20 protein-coding genes are annotated in these 20,672 nt (G+C 38.4%); 6 read left to right on the top strand and 14 right to left on the bottom strand.

Annotated elements, in window-relative coordinates; all coding sequences use genetic code 11:
* Window positions 1-26: 26 nt before the first annotated feature.
* From WKH56_RS28530 to WKH56_RS28520, 3 genes are all read right to left on the bottom strand, one after another.
* The gene (locus WKH56_RS28530) at window positions 27-1,082 is read right to left on the bottom strand and encodes a tartrate dehydrogenase (protein ID WP_221833490.1); all 1,056 of its coding nucleotides are present in this window, start codon (window positions 1,080-1,082) and stop codon (window positions 27-29) included.
* A 149-nt stretch (window positions 1,083-1,231) separates the two neighbouring features.
* Window positions 1,232-2,731, bottom strand: coding sequence for a glucose-6-phosphate dehydrogenase (zwf, locus tag WKH56_RS28525; RefSeq protein ID WP_063247256.1), 1,500 nt, complete (start codon window positions 2,729-2,731; stop codon window positions 1,232-1,234).
* Window positions 2,732-2,856: 125 nt separating this feature from the next.
* Complete coding sequence (locus WKH56_RS28520; protein ID WP_014460496.1) at window positions 2,857-3,768, bottom strand: AEC family transporter; 912 nt, start codon at window positions 3,766-3,768, stop codon at window positions 2,857-2,859.
* Window positions 3,769-4,024: 256 nt separating this feature from the next.
* On the opposite strand from WKH56_RS28520, the gene WKH56_RS28515 reads away from it, so the two are divergent.
* Window positions 4,025-5,542, top strand: a complete 1,518-nt coding sequence (locus tag WKH56_RS28515; protein ID WP_048021325.1) for a peptide chain release factor 2 — start codon at window positions 4,025-4,027, stop codon at window positions 5,540-5,542.
* 23 nt (window positions 5,543-5,565) lie between these two features.
* On the opposite strand, the gene WKH56_RS28510 is transcribed toward WKH56_RS28515, so the two are convergent.
* Both WKH56_RS28510 and WKH56_RS28505 read right to left on the bottom strand, forming a co-directional pair.
* Window positions 5,566-5,745, bottom strand: a complete 180-nt coding sequence (locus WKH56_RS28510; RefSeq protein ID WP_080968667.1) for a hypothetical protein — start codon at window positions 5,743-5,745, stop codon at window positions 5,566-5,568.
* Between the two features lie 119 nt (window positions 5,746-5,864).
* The gene (locus WKH56_RS28505; RefSeq protein WP_228123063.1) at window positions 5,865-6,554 is read right to left on the bottom strand and encodes a DUF421 domain-containing protein; all 690 of its coding nucleotides are present in this window, start codon (window positions 6,552-6,554) and stop codon (window positions 5,865-5,867) included.
* A 139-nt stretch (window positions 6,555-6,693) separates the two neighbouring features.
* Between WKH56_RS28505 and WKH56_RS28500 the strand changes: the two genes are divergently transcribed.
* On the top strand, window positions 6,694-7,320 hold the full coding sequence (locus WKH56_RS28500; RefSeq protein ID WP_048021329.1) for an NUDIX hydrolase: 627 nt from the start codon (window positions 6,694-6,696) through the stop codon (window positions 7,318-7,320).
* A gap of 4 nt (window positions 7,321-7,324) precedes the next feature.
* Here the strand turns inward: WKH56_RS28500 and WKH56_RS28495 are convergent, their stop codons facing one another.
* The 4 genes from WKH56_RS28495 to WKH56_RS28480 all read right to left on the bottom strand — a co-directional run bounded on the left by WKH56_RS28495 (window position 7,325) and on the right by WKH56_RS28480 (window position 11,924).
* Entirely contained in the window at window positions 7,325-7,723 is a 399-nt protein-coding gene (locus WKH56_RS28495) for a PaaI family thioesterase (RefSeq protein ID WP_048021331.1), read from the bottom strand.
* 117 nt (window positions 7,724-7,840) lie between these two features.
* Window positions 7,841-9,994: a DNA topoisomerase III gene (locus WKH56_RS28490; RefSeq protein ID WP_342837148.1), complete on the bottom strand. Its 2,154-nt coding sequence runs from the start codon at window positions 9,992-9,994 to the stop codon at window positions 7,841-7,843.
* A 265-nt stretch (window positions 9,995-10,259) separates the two neighbouring features.
* Window positions 10,260-11,558, bottom strand: a complete 1,299-nt coding sequence (locus WKH56_RS28485) for an arsenical efflux pump membrane protein ArsB (RefSeq protein ID WP_063247255.1) — start codon at window positions 11,556-11,558, stop codon at window positions 10,260-10,262.
* 15 nt (window positions 11,559-11,573) lie between these two features.
* On the bottom strand, window positions 11,574-11,924 hold the full coding sequence (locus WKH56_RS28480) for an ArsR/SmtB family transcription factor (RefSeq protein ID WP_013056623.1): 351 nt from the start codon (window positions 11,922-11,924) through the stop codon (window positions 11,574-11,576).
* Window positions 11,925-12,215: 291 nt separating this feature from the next.
* Between WKH56_RS28480 and WKH56_RS28475 the strand changes: the two genes are divergently transcribed.
* Window positions 12,216-12,902, top strand: a complete 687-nt coding sequence (locus WKH56_RS28475) for a hypothetical protein (protein WP_223546544.1) — start codon at window positions 12,216-12,218, stop codon at window positions 12,900-12,902.
* 72 nt (window positions 12,903-12,974) lie between these two features.
* Window positions 12,975-13,676: a hypothetical protein gene (locus WKH56_RS28470; protein WP_063247254.1), complete on the top strand. Its 702-nt coding sequence runs from the start codon at window positions 12,975-12,977 to the stop codon at window positions 13,674-13,676.
* Window positions 13,677-13,844: 168 nt separating this feature from the next.
* Here the strand turns inward: WKH56_RS28470 and WKH56_RS28465 are convergent, their stop codons facing one another.
* Both WKH56_RS28465 and WKH56_RS28460 read right to left on the bottom strand, forming a co-directional pair.
* Window positions 13,845-14,627, bottom strand: coding sequence for a YibE/F family protein (locus tag WKH56_RS28465; protein ID WP_048021337.1), 783 nt, complete (start codon window positions 14,625-14,627; stop codon window positions 13,845-13,847).
* Complete coding sequence (locus WKH56_RS28460; RefSeq protein WP_034264529.1) at window positions 14,624-15,616, bottom strand: YibE/F family protein; 993 nt, start codon at window positions 15,614-15,616, stop codon at window positions 14,624-14,626. Before WKH56_RS28460 ends, WKH56_RS28465 begins: the two co-directional genes overlap by 4 nt.
* A gap of 551 nt (window positions 15,617-16,167) precedes the next feature.
* Here WKH56_RS28460 and WKH56_RS28455 point away from each other — a divergent pair.
* Window positions 16,168-16,734 (top strand): peptidoglycan-binding domain-containing protein, encoded by a 567-nt coding sequence (locus tag WKH56_RS28455; protein ID WP_033578741.1) that lies wholly within the window; start codon window positions 16,168-16,170, stop codon window positions 16,732-16,734.
* Between the two features lie 224 nt (window positions 16,735-16,958).
* Here WKH56_RS28455 and WKH56_RS28450 read toward each other — a convergent pair whose 3' ends face one another.
* From WKH56_RS28450 to WKH56_RS28440, 3 genes are all read right to left on the bottom strand, one after another.
* On the bottom strand, window positions 16,959-17,279 hold the full coding sequence (locus WKH56_RS28450; RefSeq protein ID WP_310884364.1) for a 2Fe-2S iron-sulfur cluster-binding protein: 321 nt from the start codon (window positions 17,277-17,279) through the stop codon (window positions 16,959-16,961).
* A gap of 596 nt (window positions 17,280-17,875) precedes the next feature.
* On the bottom strand, window positions 17,876-19,183 hold the full coding sequence (locus tag WKH56_RS28445; protein WP_342837141.1) for an MFS transporter: 1,308 nt from the start codon (window positions 19,181-19,183) through the stop codon (window positions 17,876-17,878).
* A gap of 212 nt (window positions 19,184-19,395) precedes the next feature.
* A complete protein-coding gene (locus WKH56_RS28440) occupies window positions 19,396-19,953 on the bottom strand; it encodes a YdhK family protein (protein WP_033578737.1) in 558 nt (185 codons plus the stop codon).
* A gap of 225 nt (window positions 19,954-20,178) precedes the next feature.
* On the opposite strand from WKH56_RS28440, the gene WKH56_RS28435 reads away from it, so the two are divergent.
* Window positions 20,179-20,607, top strand: a complete 429-nt coding sequence (locus WKH56_RS28435; RefSeq protein WP_033578736.1) for a YhfM domain-containing protein — start codon at window positions 20,179-20,181, stop codon at window positions 20,605-20,607.
* Window positions 20,608-20,672 lie beyond the last annotated feature (65 nt).

Here is a 20,672-nt window from a genome sequence, read left to right as displayed (position 1 = left end):
TTTTATCCCAGCCTCTTTTAGAAGCGTCACTTTTTTAAATGAGAAATAATTTGATCCGTTACTTCACTAGTAGTTGCGCTGCCTCCAACATCTGGTGTAATGATACCCGATTCCGTCACTTGCTCAATAACCTCTAACAAATGACTGCCTACTTCTTGTTCACCAAAATGATCCAACATCATTTTAGCCGTCCAAATCTGTCCGATTGGATTTGCAATTCCTTTTCCGACAATATCAGGAGCAGACCCGTGCACCGGTTCAAACATCGAAGGATATTTTCCGTTCACATTAATATTTGCAGCAGGAGCAACGCCAATACTCCCCATAATAGCAGCTCCTATATCTGTTAAAATATCTCCAAATAAATTGCTTGCCACAATGACATCAAAACGACTTGGATTTGTTACGAAGAAAGCCGCCAGCGCATCGATGTGCTGGGAATCTGTTTCAATATGAGGATAACTCTTTGCAACATCTTGAAACACTTCGTCCCAAAACGGCATGGAATGAACAATTCCGTTTGACTTCGTGGCGCTTGTAACTTTGGCTTTTCTTTTAGAAGCTAATTCAAAGGCATAGCGCATCGCTCGTTCTGTTCCTTTTCGAGAAAAAACCGCATTTTGAATCGAAATTTGATCTTCTCCTTGATATATCCGGCCTCCTACTTCACTGTATTCCCCTTCGCTATTTTCACGAACAACAATTAAATCAAAGTCTTTTGGGTTCGTTAGTGGAGATGCGATGCCTTTTAGCCTCTTGGCCGGACGAATATTAATTACCTGCTGAAATTCTCGACGAATCTTAATAAGCAGACCCCATAACGACACGTGGTCTGGCACAAGATTTAAATTTCCTACGGCTCCTAAAAAAATTCCGTCAAAGTCTTGAAGCTGCTGTAGCCCATCTTCCGGCATCATTTGTCCGTACTTCAAATAATAATCACAGCTCCAAGGAAATTCTGTAAATTCAAATTTTAATCCCCCGTGAAGCTCTGCAATCGTATGAAGAACTCTAACTGCCTCTGGAACAACTTCTTTCCCTACTCCATCTCCTGGTATATTCGCTATTTTTAACGTTTTCATCAAAAGTCCCCCTGCGTCTTTTTATATAGATCTATACACAATACCTCATGGATTATACTCTTTTGATTATACGCAGGGAAAATAATCATCTCAAGAAAATTCAGAATATACAAACCGTAAAAAAGACATCCCTCAAAGAGATGTCTTTTTCAAATCGGCAAAAACACTCCAGGTGCTTCCCCATGTTCATCGTCATCGAGCCACCATTTAAAGCCTTCCTGTGCAACTAATTTTTGTGCTTCTTCAGGGCCTTGTGAACCAGATGGATATTCATAAAGCGGCAGCATATCAGCTTCAAATGCATCTAATACTGGCTGTACCCACTGCCAAGATAGCTCTACTTCTTTCCAATGGGCAAAAAATGTGGAGTCGCCGATTAATGCGTCGTAAATAATTCGTTCATATGCCTCCGGCACACTTTCTTCTTCTCTTGAAAACGTAATACGAACCGGCTCAATCACACCATTTTTTAATGGATTTTTGCTATTAAGCTGCAAAGCGACGTTTTCGCTTGGGCTAATTTCAATAATAAATAAGTTTGGCGCTACTTTATCATAAGGAGTTTCATACAGACCTTTTAACGAATCTTTAAATTCAATGACGATACGAGTTGATTTTTCTTTCATTCGTTTACCCGTTCGAATATAAAAAGGAACACCTTTCCAAAATGGATTATCAATCCATAAGCGAGCGGCTACAAACGTGTCATTTTTAGAGTTTGCTTCTACGCCGGGCTCTTCTTTGTATCCTTTAACAGATTTGTGATCAATTTCTCCGCTTCCGTATTGTCCTCGTACAACATCGCGAGCTACTTCTTGTGCTGGAATTTTCCTCAGTGACTCCATTACTTTTTGCTTTTCTTCTAAAATGTTTTCTGAGCAAATTCGTTTTGGAAGATGCATGGCTGTCATCATGAGAACCTGCAGCATATGATTTTGAATCATGTCGCGTATGGCTCCCGTATGATCATAATACCCTGCACGATTTTCAACACCGACTGTTTCACTTGCTGTAATTTGGACATTCGCAATGTGTTTGTTATTCCACAATGATTGCAGTACAGGGTTCGTAAATTCAAGCGCTTCTAAATTTTGCACCATCGGTTTACCTAAATAATGATCAATTCGATAAATTTCTTCTTCTTTAAACGTACTGCTTAGCTTTTCATTAAGCTTTCTTGCAGAAGCAAGATCATGTCCAAATGGCTTTTCAATCATAAGACGCTTCCAGCCGCTCGTTTGGTCTAAGCCGCTTTTTTTTATATGCAGCGCAATTACATCAAAGTATTCTGGTGCTACGGACAAATAAAACAAACGATTTCCTTTACTTCTATGAGTTGTTTCTTGCTCATTCACAAGCTTTAGCAGCTGTTTGTAATCTTCTGTTTTGCTTGCGTCTACTGCTTGGTAATGAAACAGCGACAAAAAATCTTCCTCGTTACTTTCCATTTTCCGTCTTGAAAAATCGTTTATAGATTGCTTTACACGTTCTTTAAAATCCTCATGAGATAGCTTCTCGTATCCTGATCCAATAATAGAAATAGCATCAGGGAGCTTTTTGTCTGTAAATAAATTATAAAGAGCAGGAAAGATTTTTCTTTTTGCTAAATCACCCGTTGCGCCAAATAAAACAAAAGTTAAGGACTCCACTTTTTTTCCTCCCGTCAGGTTGTATGTATGATGGATTTTCTCTTCTCCTAGCTTACCTCTGTTTATTTGGGAATATCCTTTTTTCATCAAAAAGGACGCTCACAAGTGCGAGCGTCCTTTGTTATTCACATTAAAATATTTGTCATTCCCCACAGCAGCAAAAAGCTAAGCAGAATGGTCATATTTGAAACGGTCCCGACAAATTTCTGATCGTATTTGAATTCTACTGCGTAAGGTAAAACGGATCCCGCTACGGGTAGAATGAAACAAACTAAAATTGTATACCGGAACATATCTTCAAATGGAAGCAAGAAAAACAGCGCAATTCCTACGCCAAGTCCGATCACGTAGCGAATGCTTAAAAACATGATAATTTTTTTTAAGTAGCTTTTTTGGAACGAAAAATTTAAATATACGCCTAAAAGCAAAAGAGAAAGCGGCATATTCGCTTTAGAGATAATACCTGAGACGTCTAATACATATGATGGTAAATGAATGCCTATAATCGCAAGAAGACAAATGATTACATAGGTCAGAAGCGGCATCGATTTTAATACTTTGTATAAAATCTTTTTAAATTCAATGTCAATATCATCCCCTGAGTAGTAGCTGCCAATTACATAGCATAAAACAAAAATAACAAAAGCATTTCCGACATCAAACATACCAAAGTATTTAAGCCCTTCTTTTCCCCAAATGCCTTCTACTAACGGATAAGCAAACATTCCAATATTAAACCCTGGAATCATCATCGTCAGCATGCCTTTCACCTTTCGCTCATCTTTTCGAAAAACAAAAATTCCGACTGCAGCTAACAGCAAGCCATAGACAATCCCAATAACTAATAGTAAAATAAGCGATCCATCAATTTTAATACTGCTGAATGTAACAATAATCAAGCAAGGCATTGTAATATTAAAAATAATTCTTGCTAAAGCTTCCCCGTCTTTTTGCTGAAGGAGGTTTGTTCGTTTTAGTATGTATCCTAATAGAATAATTGTAATGGAATACAAAAACTGACTGTTAAAGCTACTCATAGACCTACTCCCTTACCTTCTTTTATACTTATTTAATCGATTGTTTTACCCTGTCTTTTTTAATCCTTGTTTCATTATAATATAAGCAGCCTAAAAAGAAACTAGAGAATTGGATGCAGTTTACCTATTTGTCAGACAAAAACAGCTTAGAAACAAACGCAAAAACTTTCTTCTAAATTGATTTTAAAACAGGATATTTTTCTTTTTTATGGAATTTACTTAAAAGGTGTGAGTATTTTCATGAGGAGGAAGAAACGTGAAACGAAAAATGATAGCGCTTACTTTTTCTGCTGCTCTTTGTTTTTCCGCTTCAGGATCTCTTGCTGAAGCTGCTAACAAAACAGATGTCATTCCAAATGCTGATCAGTCAGCAGAAACCTATTTTGACGGAGCGAACGGGAATTGGCTGACGACTAAAAACCCCGCTCAATATCAGCTGGCTACGCTCTATGGAAACATCGGGCTTACTCCTTATAACTGGGGAAAAGCTGAAGATGAATCAGGCTGGTATCGAATCAATCAGCCCGCTGCGGTTAAAGGAACGCAAGTAAATGGAATTTTTGAAGACGCTCAGTTCGTCATCCGTGTTCCTGATAACTGGAATGGAAAACTTGTGGTAGCCGGCATTCCTGCTACGCGCAACGAAACGTCCACCGATTTATTATTCAGCGATTACGTTCTTAAAAAAGGCTATGCGTTTGCCGCGATTGATAAAGGAACGCAAGGAGAAAGTGACCCTAACGATCCTTTTGCTAAAGTAAAAAATGCGCTTGCTAACGATGACGACAGCGTAGCAGAATGGAATATGCGCTATCGTCAAATGACAAAAGCAGCTCAGCAATACTTGACTACTCATTACTCGGACAAACTAATCAATCCGGCTAATCGAAAAAACCCTGCAAGCGATTTGATTCGCAACGATCATAAAGTACCCACGTATGCAATTGGCATTTCAAACGGCGGATACGTTGTCAGATACGCACTTGAACACGACGATCCAAAACAAACCAAAGAGCCTCGTTTATTTGATGGAGGCGTCGATTGGGAAGGCGTATTGTGGAGTGCAAAAGCGCCAAATTTAATCAGCTCACTAACACCGGTTGTAAACAACGCGGAAGAAGCGCTGTACGGAACCGGAAAAGAGCAGAAAAAAGCTATTAAACAAATGTATAAAGCCGGCCTTCCGAAAGGATCAGAAAAACTGTGGAGTTATCATGATCAAGTGTACTGGGCGGTCACTTTAAACATTTACCGTGACCACTTTGATCCGACAGCTCCAGGAAGAACAAACTGGCACAACTATTTAAACTTTACTTCATCAGGCCTGCGCGACCGTTCATGGGACTACATCTTTGAAAACTATCGCTATCAAACCCGTCCAAAAAGCGTAAAAGAAAATGTAGCAAAAGTAGAAAATACGGGCGATATCGATGTGCCTCTTATCAGTATGACTGGCTCTCTCGATTCACTTATCTTCCCGTCTATTCACGCCGAAGGCTATGAAAAACTCGTTAAAAAAGCTGGCAAGGCAAATCTTCATCGCCTTTATACTGTGAAAAACGGAAATCACGTTGATAGCTTAGTGTGGAATAAACAAACGGATCCAAATCAAGAGCTTCAGCCCCTGCTCCCATATGCTCATCAATCTTTTGATTTGTTAGTAGACTGGGTAGAAAATAAAAAAGCAGCGCCTGCAAGTAAAGATATTAAAGCACCAAAAGACAGCCTTAAAGTCATCGACATAAAATCTGGACGAGAAGTAGATCCCCGCTGAGGCTGAGACATAACGAAATGAATTCAGCCTAAAGGCGAACAAATGAGATACATGAGCTGGACTGCTTGTGACACCGAAGTTGATTTCCGTGCAAGACTTCGCTTTCTGCGGGCGGCCGCTGAGCCTCCTCGTCGCTTGCGCTCCTGCGGGGTCTCACCTGATCCGCTTTTTCCGCAGGAGTCTTTACCTTGCCCTCCAATCAACTGCTAGAGGGAACGAAACAGATAAAACGATATGTACCATCACAAAAAAACGAACCACTATTCAACATGTTGATTAGTGGTTCGTTTTTCACTTGGGCTAAAATACGTTTGTCCTAGCCTCAGTCTTCATAATAATCAAGATAGAGATGACCCGCTGAGTCTGCTTGCCCTAAAAATACTTTGTCGACTGCAGCACCTTTCTCTTTGAGCTGTTCTTTAACCCACGCTACGCTATACCCCAGCTCATGAACCGCTTCTTTCATTATATTTCCATCCATGATAATCGTTTGAGGTAATCTTGTATGTTCTTCTTTCAGTACTAAATCTTCACGCGTAACGTTCTGCTTTTCTTTTTTTAACAGCACGCTTAATTCGCCGTTTGTTTCGAGCATGGCAAAAGCGACGTCTTCCACATAAAAGATGTCTTTTTTGCGAAGCTGTTCCATGAGCTCATCTACGGTATATTTTTCTTTTTTTACATTTTCCTCAAGGATTTTTCCTTCTTTAATGAGGATCGTCGTCGTCCCTTCCACCGCTTTTCGAAAGCTTATACTTTTTAACGATACGTTTGAGACAAAAATAAGAAACGATGCCCACACTAAAATCGCGACTACCCCATGACTTGCCTGTAAATCTACGTCCATTGAAATGGTTCCCGCAATATCACCAATCGTAATGCCAACGATATATTCAAAAAAAGAAAGTTTAGATAACTGTTTTTTTCCTAACAGCTTTGTAATAAAAAACAAGCCAAGTAAAATCAGCACTGAACGAAGTACTACTTCCATCCAATGATTCAACGCATGCACCTTCTTTACTAAAATTGATGTGTCCTTTATTTTGTGCATATTTGTATGTATCAAAGCAGATTTTCATCTTCCATTATTTACATACCTTTCACGGCAGGTTAGAGTAGAAAGAAGTAGGAAAAAAATTGGGGGACTTACGATGAACGATGAAGTGTTAACCATATTTAACAACCAACAGGAGCGCATAGGAACCGCGTCTCGCAAAGAAGTTCACGAAAAAGGCTATTGGCACGAAGCGTTTCACTGCTGGTTTGTCAGCCGCGAAAATGATATAGACTATATTTATTTCCAAATTCGCAGCGAGCAAAAGCAAGATTACCCCGGTGCACTCGATATCACAGCTGCCGGACATTTGCTTCATACAGAAACCGCTAAGGACGGTGTAAGAGAAATTCACGAAGAGCTCGGCGTCAACATTTCATTTGATGAATTGCTTCCTTTAGATGTCTTTAAATACGAAGTATCTCAGCCGCACTATGTTGATAAAGAATTTGCGCATGTATTTTTATACTACAGCTCTCACCCTCTTAGTGCGTTTACGTTGCAGCAAGAAGAAGTATCAGGACTTGTAAAAGCTCCGTTTTCTCACTTTTGCGAACTGTGGCTTGGAAATCAAACAGAACTGATCATTGAAGGGATAACAAATGAAAAAGAGCCAATTCACCGTACAGCACATAAAAGTGAATTTGCTCCCCATCCCAAAGCTTACTATAAAACAATTATTGCATGTATTAGTCAGCAGCTGAATTCAGCAGAAAAAGCTTAGAATCCTAAGCTTTTTTTGCTGAAAAAATCATATATGTTGCACTGCCAAGCGCAACAAGCTTGCCGCTGCTGTCTTCAATTTTCACTTCTCCAACAGCAAGCGTTTTGCCGCGGTGAGACAATGTAGACTTTGCAACTAAATAATCACCTATACCCGGCCTTGTGTAATTTACTTTTAACTCAACTGTACTGGCACTTTCCTCCTCAGAAAGAGAAGAACGCACAGCCGAACCAACAGCCGCGTCGATAAGCGTGGCAATAACGCCTCCATGAACCGTTCCTCTTCCTTGCAGAAGCTGTGGTTGAATCGTAATTTTCAACTCTGCATATCCTTTTTCAAGCAGCGTTTCTTCAATGCCAATATAATCCCAAAACGGAATCATCCCTTTACTCGTTCGTTTCATTAATCTCATCCTTTACATAAATAAGCTATGTAGGAAATTCTAGAAAGGCTGGAAAACTCCTGTTTTTACATACAAAAAGCGCCTGCTCTTTATCTTTAGCAAGCACTTTTTATTTCTCTATTTTTCAAATAAAAACTGTACTTTGTTTTCTTTCCATTCTAACTTAGCGTTAAAAGTCTTGTCGCCTTTTTTAAAACTTTCAATCAAATCTGTCTGTCCTTCGCTTAACAGCTTTTTTAAATTAGCTTGAGTAACTGTTTTACCTAAAATCTTTTTTGATACGGTAAATGTACATTTTGTTTTTGCATAGTTTGAGCATCCGTAAAAGGAACCTTTATCGACTACTTTTCCGTCGCAAAGCTTACATGGACCAAACGATTTAGAGGAAAAACTTTTACCTTTTCCCTTGCCTTTTCGCTGAATGGATTCAGTGTCATATCCGCTGAAGTTCCACTTGCTTTCTGCTTCGACAGCGTCTTCAATAATTTTAGCTGACAGTTTCTTTGTTTGTTCCATAAAGGCAGCAGCCGATGCTGCTCCTTCTCCAATTTCAGCTAGACGCTGCTCCCACTTAGCCGTCATTTCTGGTGAAGCTAAAATTTTATCTCCAATCGCGTCAATCAATACCTTTCCTTTATCAGTCGCAAACACTTGGTTTTTTTTCACATCAATATATTTACGATCTTTAAGCATTGTAATGATTCCAGCACGCGTTGCTTCTGTTCCTAAGCCTTCTGACTTTGCTAGAATTTTCTCCAGCTCATCGTTATCTAAATGCTTACCCGCTGTCTTCATCAGTGTAATCAACTGACCTTCGGTGTAGCGTTTTGGAGGCTGTGTTTTGCCTTCTTTTACGTCTACCTTAATAACTTTACCTTCTTCGCCTTCTTGAACATTCGGAAGAATGACATCGTCGTCTTTCTCATTTTGAAAAATTACCTTGCGCCAGCCTTCTTGAATTTGCTGCTTTCCTTTTGAAATAAAAGCTGCTCGCTTTTCCACAAGTGTCGTAATCGTTGTGTAGTCGAAAATCGCTTTTTCGTAGTGTGCTGCAATTAGCCGTCTTACGACTAAGTCATAAATTTTCTGTTCGTCTCCTGACAGTTTGCTAGGGTCCTTCACTTGTTCCGTTGGGATAATCGCATAGTGATCGCTCACTTTTTTTGCATTTACGTAGCGTTTATTTCCTAGAATTGAAGAGTACGGAAGCGGAAATAAATGTTCGTATTCAGAAAAAGCGCTCAGCTTTTCTAAAATCTCAGGAAACGTTTCCGCTTCGCCTTCTGTTACGTAGTTTGAGTCTGATCGTGGATAAGAAACAATTCCTTTCTGGTACAGCCCTTGCAGCACATCAAGCGTCTTTTTAGGTGAAAACTTAAACGCTTTATTCGCCGTTGCTTGAAGTGATGATAAGTTAAATAATAAAGGCGGCTGGAACTCTTTTCGCTCCGTTACGAGTTCATGAACTTGTGCGTCTTTTCCTTCGCAAAACTGAGCAATTTTATACGCCATTTCTTTTTCTTTAAGACGCGACTCTCCGTCTTGATACCATTTGCCTTCATACTTTTTTTCTTCAATATCAAACTTAGCAAGCACTTCCCAAAAAGGCTCTGATTTAAAATTATCAATTTCCTTTTCACGCTTTACAATTAAAGCAAGCGTTGGTGTCTGCACGCGCCCTGCTGAAAAAACATCTGACATCCCATGCTTTTTCAATAAGATACTATACACGCGTGAAGCATTCATCCCAACGACCCAATCCGCGCATGCTCTTGTATAGGCTTCATAATAAAGGTTGCGCGTGTCGCTTTCGTCTTTTAACTGTTGAAACCCATCATAAATGGCTTTTGGCGTTAACGAAGAAATCCACAATCGCTTCATCGGCTTATGCACACCTGACAGCTGAATGATATTACGAACGATTAATTCTCCTTCGCGCCCCGCATCTCCCGCATGTATAATTTCTGTGACCGTCGGCTTTTTAAGCAATTTTTTTACCACTTGAAACTGCTTTGCTTTTGAGCGCGTCACTTCATATTGAAAACGGTCTGGAATCATCGGCAGCGTGTCAATTGACCACTTTTTCCACTCCGGCTTATAATCTTCCGGGCTCACAAGCTGACATAAATGCCCCACTGCCCACGTTACATATGCTCCGTCTGTAAACACTTCATTCGGTGGAATCTCTAAATAGCCGTCGTGACGCTTCGGCTTGAACTGTGAAGCGAGCGTCGATCCTTGATCCGGCTTTTCTGCAATAATTAACTTCATGTATTTAATCACCTTACATTTCAAATTTCCATGTGAAACTTATTCAGTTTTATTATTTTATCATAGAAAGAGCTGTTGGAGTATGAATGGGGAGAAAAGTAGTTTCAATGAGAAATACATATCCCATTTTAAAAGCGTGTCAGTGTCCGTTATACTTTTTCAATAAAAAAGCTGTAGATTATTTTCTACAGCTTCGATACACATCTAAAATTTTCTAATAACAGCGATTATCCTATTGACTGAAACACGTCTCTTTTAGGACATGTTATGAAATAATTAATAGCCAAATATACAAACCAACAAGCGTAATAAACAATGTCGGAATCGTTAAAATAATACCCGTTTTAAGATACGTTCCCCAGGAAATTTTCACGCCTTTTGTTGACAGAACATGAAGCCATAAAAGCGTTGCTAAAGAACCAATCGGGGTAATTTTCGGACCTAAATCCGATCCAATGACGTTTGCATAAACGAGCGCTTCCTTGATTGTGCCAGCTGCGTGTGTTGCATCGATTGCTAGTGCATCAATCATAACGGTTGGCATATTGTTCATAATTGATGAAAGAATAGCGGCAGTGAATCCCATGCCAATTGTTGCCGCAAACAGTCCATGACTAGCCGTTGCTTGGATCACATCAGCCAGAATTTCTGTTAAACCAGCATTACGCAAGCCGTATACAACGACATACATGCCGATAGAAAAAAAGACAATGGCCCATGGAGCTCCCTTTAGCACTTTTTTTGTATGAACCGCTCGGCTTTTTTTTGCCATCATCAAAAACAGAATAGCAATAATACCTGCGATGATTGAAACAGGGACGCTAAAGAATTCTCCAATTAAATAGCCTAGCACTAGCAAAACTAAGACAATTCCAGATAGTCGGAACATCTTTTCATCTTTGATGGCATCCACTGGCTTCTGCAAATCTGCTACATTGTATTTCTTAGGAATTCTTTTGCGGAAATACAGATACAAGACCATAATACTTGCAAACAGAGAAACTAAATCTGGAACAATCATGCGTGATGCAAATTCAGAAAAGCTAATGCCAAAGAAGTCGGCTGATACGATATTCACTAAGTTACTAACAACAAGCGGCAGCGAAGTTGTATCCGCAATAAATCCACTTGCGATAATAAACGGAAAAACCATTTTGTCGTCGAACTTTAATGCCCGAACCATGGCTAAAACAATGGGTGTTAAAATCAAAGCTGCTCCGTCATTAGCAAATAGCGCTGCTACAACGGCTCCAAGAAGAGATACGTAGACAAACATACGCACGCCGTTCCCTCCTGCAGCTCTAGCCATATGAAGCGCTGCCCATTCAAAGAAACCAATTTCATCTAAAATTAAAGAAATAATAATAATAGCAATAAACGTAAGAGTCGCATTCCACACAATGCTGGTTACCTCAAGAACGTCTTGAAAATCAACAACGCCTGCCAGTAAAGCAAGGATAGCTCCCACGCAAGCCGACCAGCCGATTGACAAATTCTTCGGCTGCCAAATGACAAAAATTAGTGTTACTAAAAAAATCAATGATGCTAGTACAACTGATGCCACTTTTTAAACCTCCAATTATTCACAACAACTAATACGCAGTCCTTGTTTTTCTAGCTCTTTTAAACGTTCGTCCTGACTTGGTACAGATTCAAGTATACCTAGAACAAACTCATAGTACTGGCTTTCTTTATTAAGAGAATAAAAAACCCATTGCCCTTTTCTTCTTTCCTTCACAAGCTCAGCATCTCTTAATTTTCGCAAATGCTGACTAATTGAAGGTTGGCTAGCTTGATAGATATCCACGAACTCACACACACAACATTCATTGTTCTCTATTAATTTCACCATCGAAAGCCTTGTTTTATCTCCCAATAATTTTAAGATTTGAGCCGCCTTTTCAATACTATCTATAGATTTTGTACTCATTAATGAACACCTCCTACTCCCTTTCAGCTGATGTATAAATGGGCTTATGTATTAATGCTTCATTACTATAATTGATTTTTAACTGATTTACAATTTTTTAGTGAACTAAGAGTGATTTAGTAGTTGTTTAAGGATTGGATTTAAGAAATTATTTTTCCCTACTAATTTAAGTCAAATCTAACATACGATAATATAGATATGTTTTCTCGTAAAAATGCTCCTAATGTCCTTGGACAAACATACATACTTATTTTGTCTATCTGAATAAAATATAGAGAAAAATAAGAAAGGATGATTACGATTAAAAAACATTATTCCTATTATAATCCGCAAGATGGTAAATATTATGTAGACAAGCCTTACTCTCTTAGAGACGATAAAGTATCTCCCTCTGCTGCCCCTAAAATCCCTTTAAAAAATACAGCCGACAGAGCTTATAAAATTCCTGTATTCCTCAGCCACCCTTCTATGCTTAATGCTACTCAAACAAGATTTCTTAATCGTTTAATTGATGAAATTGAACGTGCTCTTCTTTTCCCTCGTACACTGCCTGATACGGAGCAATATCCTAATAAAACGATTACAAGCGTTCGCCGAATGATCCTCTCTAGCTATGGATTGATTGCGGTGAATATGCAGCAAGTCTTCGCCAATTATACCATGACGAATATTCCCGGCGGTACACCTCCGCCACCATCATGGGAAGGTGCTCCATTTTTACAAATAGAGCCAAGCATGGGTTACCAACGAGGCCTGCCTTTACTTCTTATCAAAGAAGCAGGTGTCAATAGTATAGGCGTATGGAATCCATCAGTAGTTCCGTTCTTTATCATTGAATGGGATTCTTCAAAGCCGCTTGATGAGTTTTTTAACCGTGTTGAATGGAGAGAAATATTTCAAAACTGGGTAGCTCAAGTACGAAATGGCTATTTTATTCAAACACAGCCTTCCTATCGATATGGCCCAGATGATCTATAGAAATCACTTCAAACGAAGAGTACTTTCGAAAGCTATTTCTATAAACAACGTTGAAATGTGAGGTGAATATAATTGACTCTAATTACTAGTGGGACATGCGTAGGAGTTCTATATCGAGCTAATGCCGGTGCATCATGCAGAAACGGGTACTGTGTTCATAATGGAAGATTAGTAGGCGGTGTCATAAGCTCAAATGCCGGTACCTTAACGGTTACAAGAAGCATCGATAACACAAAGTTACAGACCTATAATGGTATTCTTCTAAGTCACCGAGCCGTAAATCGAACGACAGGGCAAGTCACGCAGCAATATTTGTATTTTAGAAAAAATCAATTGGAAAAGGTAGAAGTCACACCTTATACACAATATAGTGACCCTAGCTGTCAAAGAGAAAGTCATTACAACATCCCTGATATTATCTATCCCGGTGAATGTGTAGGAATCAGATATCGGTCAGAAGATGAATGGCATATAGGAAACGGGCGATATCTATATTGGACAGGCCAAGTGAATCACTGTATATTTGATGAACGTCCACAAAGTACAAATAGACAATTTTTACGTCAGATTTGGTACGTACACTGGATACTTGACCCAAAAAACGAACGAAATATTATACCTCAAAAGACCTCCAGAGGGCCTGGATCTCCAAGAGGTGAACGTAGAATTTATGCTTTTAAGAATCTGCTTCCAGCTAATGGTGAGACGGTCCTTGTAAAAGCTGCTTCTCCTGTAAATTCTGCTTCTTGGCCTTTTCGTATTATCTATCAGTAAGAAAAACAGATTGTAATCCTTAATGCTATTACAACTCCCATCCTCCACCTAGTTTCCTCTCAAAATCCCACAAATAGGCCGAGGTTAATTTGAACTGCCCCTCCAATGGTTAACCATTGGAGGGGCAGTTTCTTATGACTTTCTGTTTTTATTTGTCCATACGCTTCTCTACTTTATTTCCTTGTACTGCTTCCCTTTTTCTCTTTTTTGTAAGAAAATAGAGGCACTAATCCAAGAGGTAATCGGAATAATAATGGCTACACCAATGCCCCCGCTTAAAATAGAAATGACTTCTGCACAAAAGGTTTTTGAATTGATAATGTCTCCAAACGAATACGACAATCTCTTAAACCAGATAATTAACGTCAAATATCCGCCTACAAAGGCAAAATACAGTGTATTGGTTGTGGTGCCCAAAATATCTCTTCCGATTTTCAAACCAGAATTGAAGAGATTCTTTTTAGTTACGGACGGATCATGAACAAATAATTCATTCATAGAAGACGAAATAGATAGCGAAATATCAATGATCGCTCCTATGGCACCCATAATAATTGTACAAATGGCTATTTTAGCAAAGTCAATTCCAACATAAAGTGAAAAAGCGTTAATTTCTTCTTCCTGTTCTTCTCCAAATCCTTGAATCATTGCATGATGTTCAATAATAAAAATAAAGAGTACTAAAACAGCTAAGGTAATAATCGTTGAAACAAACGCAGCAAGCGTTTTATGATTGAATTTATTAATATAAAATAAATTAATGCAGCTAATGATTGTACAAGCGATTAACGTAACAACAATCGTATTTTTTATAGACAGCATAAAGAGAATGGTGAGAAAAATAACGCCAAAATTCAAGAACAGCGCAAGGAAAGACCGGATTCCTTTTTTTCCGCCCACAACACTCATCAGAATAAATAAAATAAGAGCAAGCAATAGTAAAACGTTCACTTTCTGTTCCCCTTTCTAAAAATAAAAAGAATCGAAAGATAGAGTGTAATGGGAATCGTTAAAACAATGCCAATGCTGCCAGTAAGAGCACGGATTAACTCCAAGGAGAAATTCATCGAAAACGTATATCCTAAAGGAGAGCCATTCTTTAAATAAAGAAGAACCATTGGGATTGTTCCGCTTATATATGAAAAAAATAAAATATTCGTCATAGCTCCCATGATGTCTCCACCAATTTCTTTGCCTGATTTCAGTAAATCTTTGCGCGCAATCTCTTTATTTTTTTCATATAGTTCATAGACAGAAGAAGTAATCGTAATCGCTACATCCATAACAGCTCCTAAAGATCCTATTAATACCTCACTCATAAATATTTTTTGAGGAGGAATCGTCACAAACTCCATTCCTTCATAATGAAGGCCATTAGAATCTGTTAGTTGCATGACACCATACGCGATTAAAAGAGAAACAAATGTACCTATTAAAGTTGAAATAATTGCTACATGCGTTTTTTCTTTATTACCGCTTACTAATAACAAAGAAATAACCGTAAAAAGAACGACCGCAACAATACATACAGCTAGCAAGCTCACATTTCCTAGTGCTAAATATACATTGAGGGCCCCGATTAAAAGAACAATATTAATAAATAAGCTAATGATTGAATAAAAACCTTGTTTTCTTCCAATAGCCAGCAAAATTAATATAAATAAACCAGCGACAGCGGTAACCTGCTTGTCCCGCTTCACTCCTTCAATTGTTCCATTTAGAGCATGCTGTGAATTCTTTTCTAAGGAGACAAAAAGATCTGTTCCGACAGTATACTTTTGATCATAAGCACCTGAATATGAGTACGTATTCTCTAAATGGATAAGCCTTCCTTTATATTTTCCGTTCATTATTTTAGCAACAATTTCCTGAGAGTATACGGTATCTTTGTTATGATTTAAATCAGCAGATTTGTTTTTTTCTACAACATTCGTCTTCACTACCTCAGCTATTGGTTTTTTATAAAGAGAATAATTGTGGTTTGTTACAATGAGCGCTATACACAAACAGCAAATCCCTAATATGTAGAGAAAAATTTGTTTCCGTGATGATTTATTGGACTTTATTTTCGAAAAAAGGTTCCTTATGTGCTGAGCATACAAAGTAGACATAAATACTTTCCTTTCTGGTTATCAGTTGAACGCAGAGCTTTTGAACATGAAGAGACTGCAAAGAGATCCAAATTCCCTTTGCAGTCTTTTCATTCGTTTATTATGAGCGTTATAGAGCAAGACATACTCCAAGTACACAAGACGCTTAAACCTACTGTTTTTTCCCTTCCGTACTGTATCAGAGAAAAATGAAATTATAGTGAAAACATAGAACGATTTATCTACTTCACTAGTTTTTTATGACTATCTTATATAATCATAGGAATATAAAAACAAATAGAAAACTGGCTGCGCTATAATAAGTTGACTTTATAGCTACTAATTAGTTATAAAGCTCATGAAAAGCGACAAATAGTTGCTAAAAACAAGGAGGTTATTTCATGTTAACGAAAAAAACACTTGTCATGCTTTCTACTCTTACGCTTGCAACAACATGCGTAGCATTCAGCACTCCAACTACTGAAGCAGCTGCTAAAGATGCCTACTCACAAAAAATTGAAGCTAAAGCAGAAACGAGGCCTACGCTTCGTAAAGGTTCCCACTCTAGCTACGTAAGAGACTTACAGCAAAGCTTAAAGGATGTGAAGTATAACACATCAGTTGATGGCATTTTCGGTACGCGAACGCAAAATGTAGTAAAAGAATTTCAAACCGATCACCGCTTGTCTCCAGATGGTATTGTTGGCCCCTTAACATGGGCAGCTTTAGATGAGAACAAGGTAGAAAGAAAGCAATTTCCTGTCAGCACGGCTATTGCATTCGGTAAAAAAGAACTCGGTGACAACATTGTCTTCAGTACAGACGACCGCTTACGGAAAGATAACAACGATAAAGCTTACTATAGATTCGTAGCAAAAAATAAAGACTGGATGGATCAAGGGGGATCAGGTACCATAGGCTGGTATCATATTTACAAAAGTGGAGATGTGATTGAAGAATCCAATTAAATCTATTTGCAGATAACCGTTCGAAAAAAGCCTTTATAATCACTCTTTTGAGTGATTTACTGCCCGCCTTACAGAATGCTAAAATTTAAAGGAATCATTCCGTAGGTATTTTACTTGAACAAGAACAGCTGCTACTCCCCTTAGCTGTTCTTGTTATTTTTTTAAGTAAACATACAAAAAGCAGCATGTAAACATTCCACACGCTGCTTTTTGCAATTACATGACTACTCTGTGGGTCGAGGTCCTGCTTCTCGTCCTGAGCTTTCTACCGTTAGTATTGGCCGAACGGTGACATCTTCATTTACACAAATTTGGCACGATAAGCGCAAATGATCTTCAATTGAACTTTCTGAGTATGCATTTTTCTCCGCGTGTGTTAAATCACAATATTCACCTTCGAGCACTTCTACCCTGCAAGTCGTGCATTTAGCTTTCCCACCGCACCGATGAAGAATATTTATACCGTTGTCTTCGAGTGCCAAGACAAGCTTTTTTCCTTTTGCCACTTCAAAACTGCCGTATCCTAAAACGGTTACTCTTGGCATATATCTCCCTCTTTCCCTCTACTGTATCCAAGCGATTTGAATTACACTCTATGCAGTTTTTTTGTTGCATGCCTAAGTTGCAATCCATTATTTCTACTGATTGCGACGTCTGTTTGTACGTTACAGACCCCTTTTACATGCCTAGATCCAATTAAGAAGACCATCGTTTTGTAATACGGCCACTAAAACGACAAGCCCAAGTATAATAACAGGTATCAGTGCCTTTAAAATTTGGTACTTAGATAATTCTATGCGCTGAGGCTCCTTTAACAAATGACTTTGATTTAACTCAGTATTGCTTTCACTTTCTTTATGATTCATGTTCCTCTGCCTTTCTATTTTTTTATAGTGCGGTTCGTATCTACTTCTGCTGAAATAACAAAACTAGACACAAGGTTTCTTCATAAAAACCATCTTAACCTTTTTAAGAACATGCTATACTAACAATTCTGTTTTAAAATAAGTCTCTATCATATGTTTTAAACAAACAAATTTACCTTATTTCCCTTCTTAATAGCGTTTCTCACATCGCTAAACGCACAAGCAAGGTCGTTATTTATAATCAAAAGTAAAACCCCATAACGAGTCATGGGGTTTTACTTCGTACGTTGATTTTTTGGAATTTTAATTTGTTTAATATCTCCTAGCACATAAATATAAAAAATTAAGCCTAGCAACAATACAATTCCCGCTACCATAAAGCTTAGGTTAAAAGAACCTGTTTTATCTAAAAGGTACCCTGTTAAAGCTGTAGCTATAATTCCTCCAAACAAATTATTAGCTAAATTAACAATAGAACTAAGAAGGGAAATAGAGCCTGCAGGTGCAATTTCTGCAGAAATAGACCAGCCGATTGGTGCGGTTGCAGATATACCTGCCAGTCCAATCGAGATACAAATCATCGCTAAGACGACACTATTAGTGAAAATAGAGCCTAAAAAAACAAACCCTAAGCATAATCCTATAACAATGATGGTGCGATATACTTTTTGACTGTCATAACCTTTTTTTATGAGGTAATCAACAAGCCACCCGCCTACTAAAATGCCAGCAAATGTAGCAATTAGCCAAGGTACTGCCGTAAGCAGGCCCGATGATATGATATCCATACCGTATTTTTCTTTTAAAAAAGTTGGCAGCCACGTTAACAGTAAATTAAACGTATATCCATAGCCTGTAAACCCAATCATTAGCCCCCAAACTTTTCGATTCGCAAATAATACTTTCAAGGTATGTAAAAATTTTGATGTTTGCTCATCGTTTGCATTTAAATTATTTTCTTGAATATACTTCAGCTCATCATCTGATATGCGTCTATGCTTTTCTGGCTTTTCGTAATAAAACCAAAACAGCAGCGTAAACAGTACGTTTATAATTCCAATAGATAAGAATGCTGTGCGCCAATCAAATTTGGTGATGAGAAACGCTACAAGAGGCGCGCCAAGTACATTCGAAAATTTGGCCGCTGAATCAAACAAAGAATTTGGTAAGCTTCTTTCATTTGGAGGAAACCATAGCGACGTAGCTTTTGATGCTGCCGGAAATGCAGAAGCACTCATTATTCCTATTAAAAATCGGACAATATAGAGAAGAAGTTTTCCTTGCAAAAAGGCCATCGACATCGTTAATAAACTCCAAATCACCATACCGACTCTTGTCACCCATGCTACTCCGAACCGATCAAGCAAGCTTCCCGCAGGTATTTGCATGATCGTATAAGAATACGTATAAATAGAAAAGACAATTCCAAGCTCTGTTCCCGTTAAGTGAAATGCATCTTGTATTGCAGGAGCGGCCACTGACACCGCTACACGATCAAAATAGTTTAAAATAATCATACTGCTTAACAAAGATGAAATGAACCATCGTGTGCGTCCTGTTCGCTTTACTGTATGTTCACTCATAGCTAGCTCCTTTCATCAGTAGTTTGTTCGTTTTATTACCGTAGCATTCTACTTAATACCGCAGCTAGAAGACACTACATAAGACCTACGCTCACCCTACCCATAAAAAATCCGAACGATGAATCGAGATTCTCAATCAAGAATCTTGATTCATTGTTCGGATCTTCTTTCACCCAAAATACTTCTGTCCAGCCTTTTTTCTCGCTAACAGTCTATTTTGCTGAAAGCTCATCTTCCGTTACCCACTTATGATTTTTCACTTTCTCTCCGCCTGTAGTCGGTGTGTAGTCTACCATATATACCGTTGTTTTTTCGGCTGAATCAATCGTTGCTTTTGCCCCTTTCATACCTTTCATATGATCTGCTTCAAGCGTCACTTCGCTGCCTGGCTTTAACTGCTCGTTACCCGCATCTTTTATTTCTTCTTGAATAACCCACTTATGATTTTTTACTTTTTCCCCGCCAGTCTTTGGCGTATACGAAACGGTATAGGCCGTAGTATCGTAAGCACCAACAATCGTTGCTTCAGCACCGTTCATGCCTTTCATATGATCAGCTTTCATAATGGCTTTATCTCCAACTTTATATGTTGGATTTTCAGCTTGCTTTAATCCTTTTGGAACCTCTCCTGAACTAGAGTGATTCATCTCTGAGTGATCGTGCATGGATTCATTTTTGTCAGCTGAAGGTTTTTCATGACTAGAATCGTTTCCGCATCCGCTTAGTCCAATAATGACAGATGCACCAAGAATAAATAGCTGTTTTTTCATGACAGTCCCTCTTTTCCACCTAATAAATTTTAAAATAAAAATCCTTTAATCCTTAGAAACAACTTATCTTTGCATACTCTTCTTTTCTTTATTGTAGCCAGACTTTGTGCAGATTTTGTGAAGATGAAGGTAATTAGGTACGAAAATTTCCTGTGCCTAAAAAAGGCCTTCGTATGAAACACTTACCACTAGGAAAAAGTATAAAAATAAAAGGAGGAAAGAAACATGCTAAAAATACGCTTTGCTCTATCCTCACTCTTACTTGTAGTTAGCTTGGTGATGGGAGTCCCCTCTTTTTCCGCACAGTCCACGCTCTCACCTAGCGTACAAAAGATAGAAGTAACGTCCATTAAAATGAAAACGCTCAAAACGTTTATCGATGAACAAGATATGAATACATTCACCAATAGTATAAAAAAGGCTGAGCGCATGAAACTTCTCTTAGATGAAGAGTCTGCTGGGAGCATCGATTGCAAAATGACCATTACCTATGGAGATGGTTCTAGCCGTCATTATTTCATTTGGATTATGGATGATGGACGTGATGTGTTAATTGCTCAGCAAAAGCATCCAGAAGACCTTCATCTTAAAGGGTATGAATTGAATCAAAAAAATTCCTTGCACCTGACAAAGCTGCTAAAGAATATTCTTTAGCAGCTTTGTTTTACATCACTTTCACCGAAAATGGCTTGGTGACCCAAATATTTTTCACTTTATAT

The sequence above is a fragment of the Priestia sp. SB1 genome (assembly GCF_038898415.1).
The sequence above is the reverse complement of the archived record's forward strand: the minus strand, read 5'-3'. Positions and strand labels throughout refer to the sequence as shown.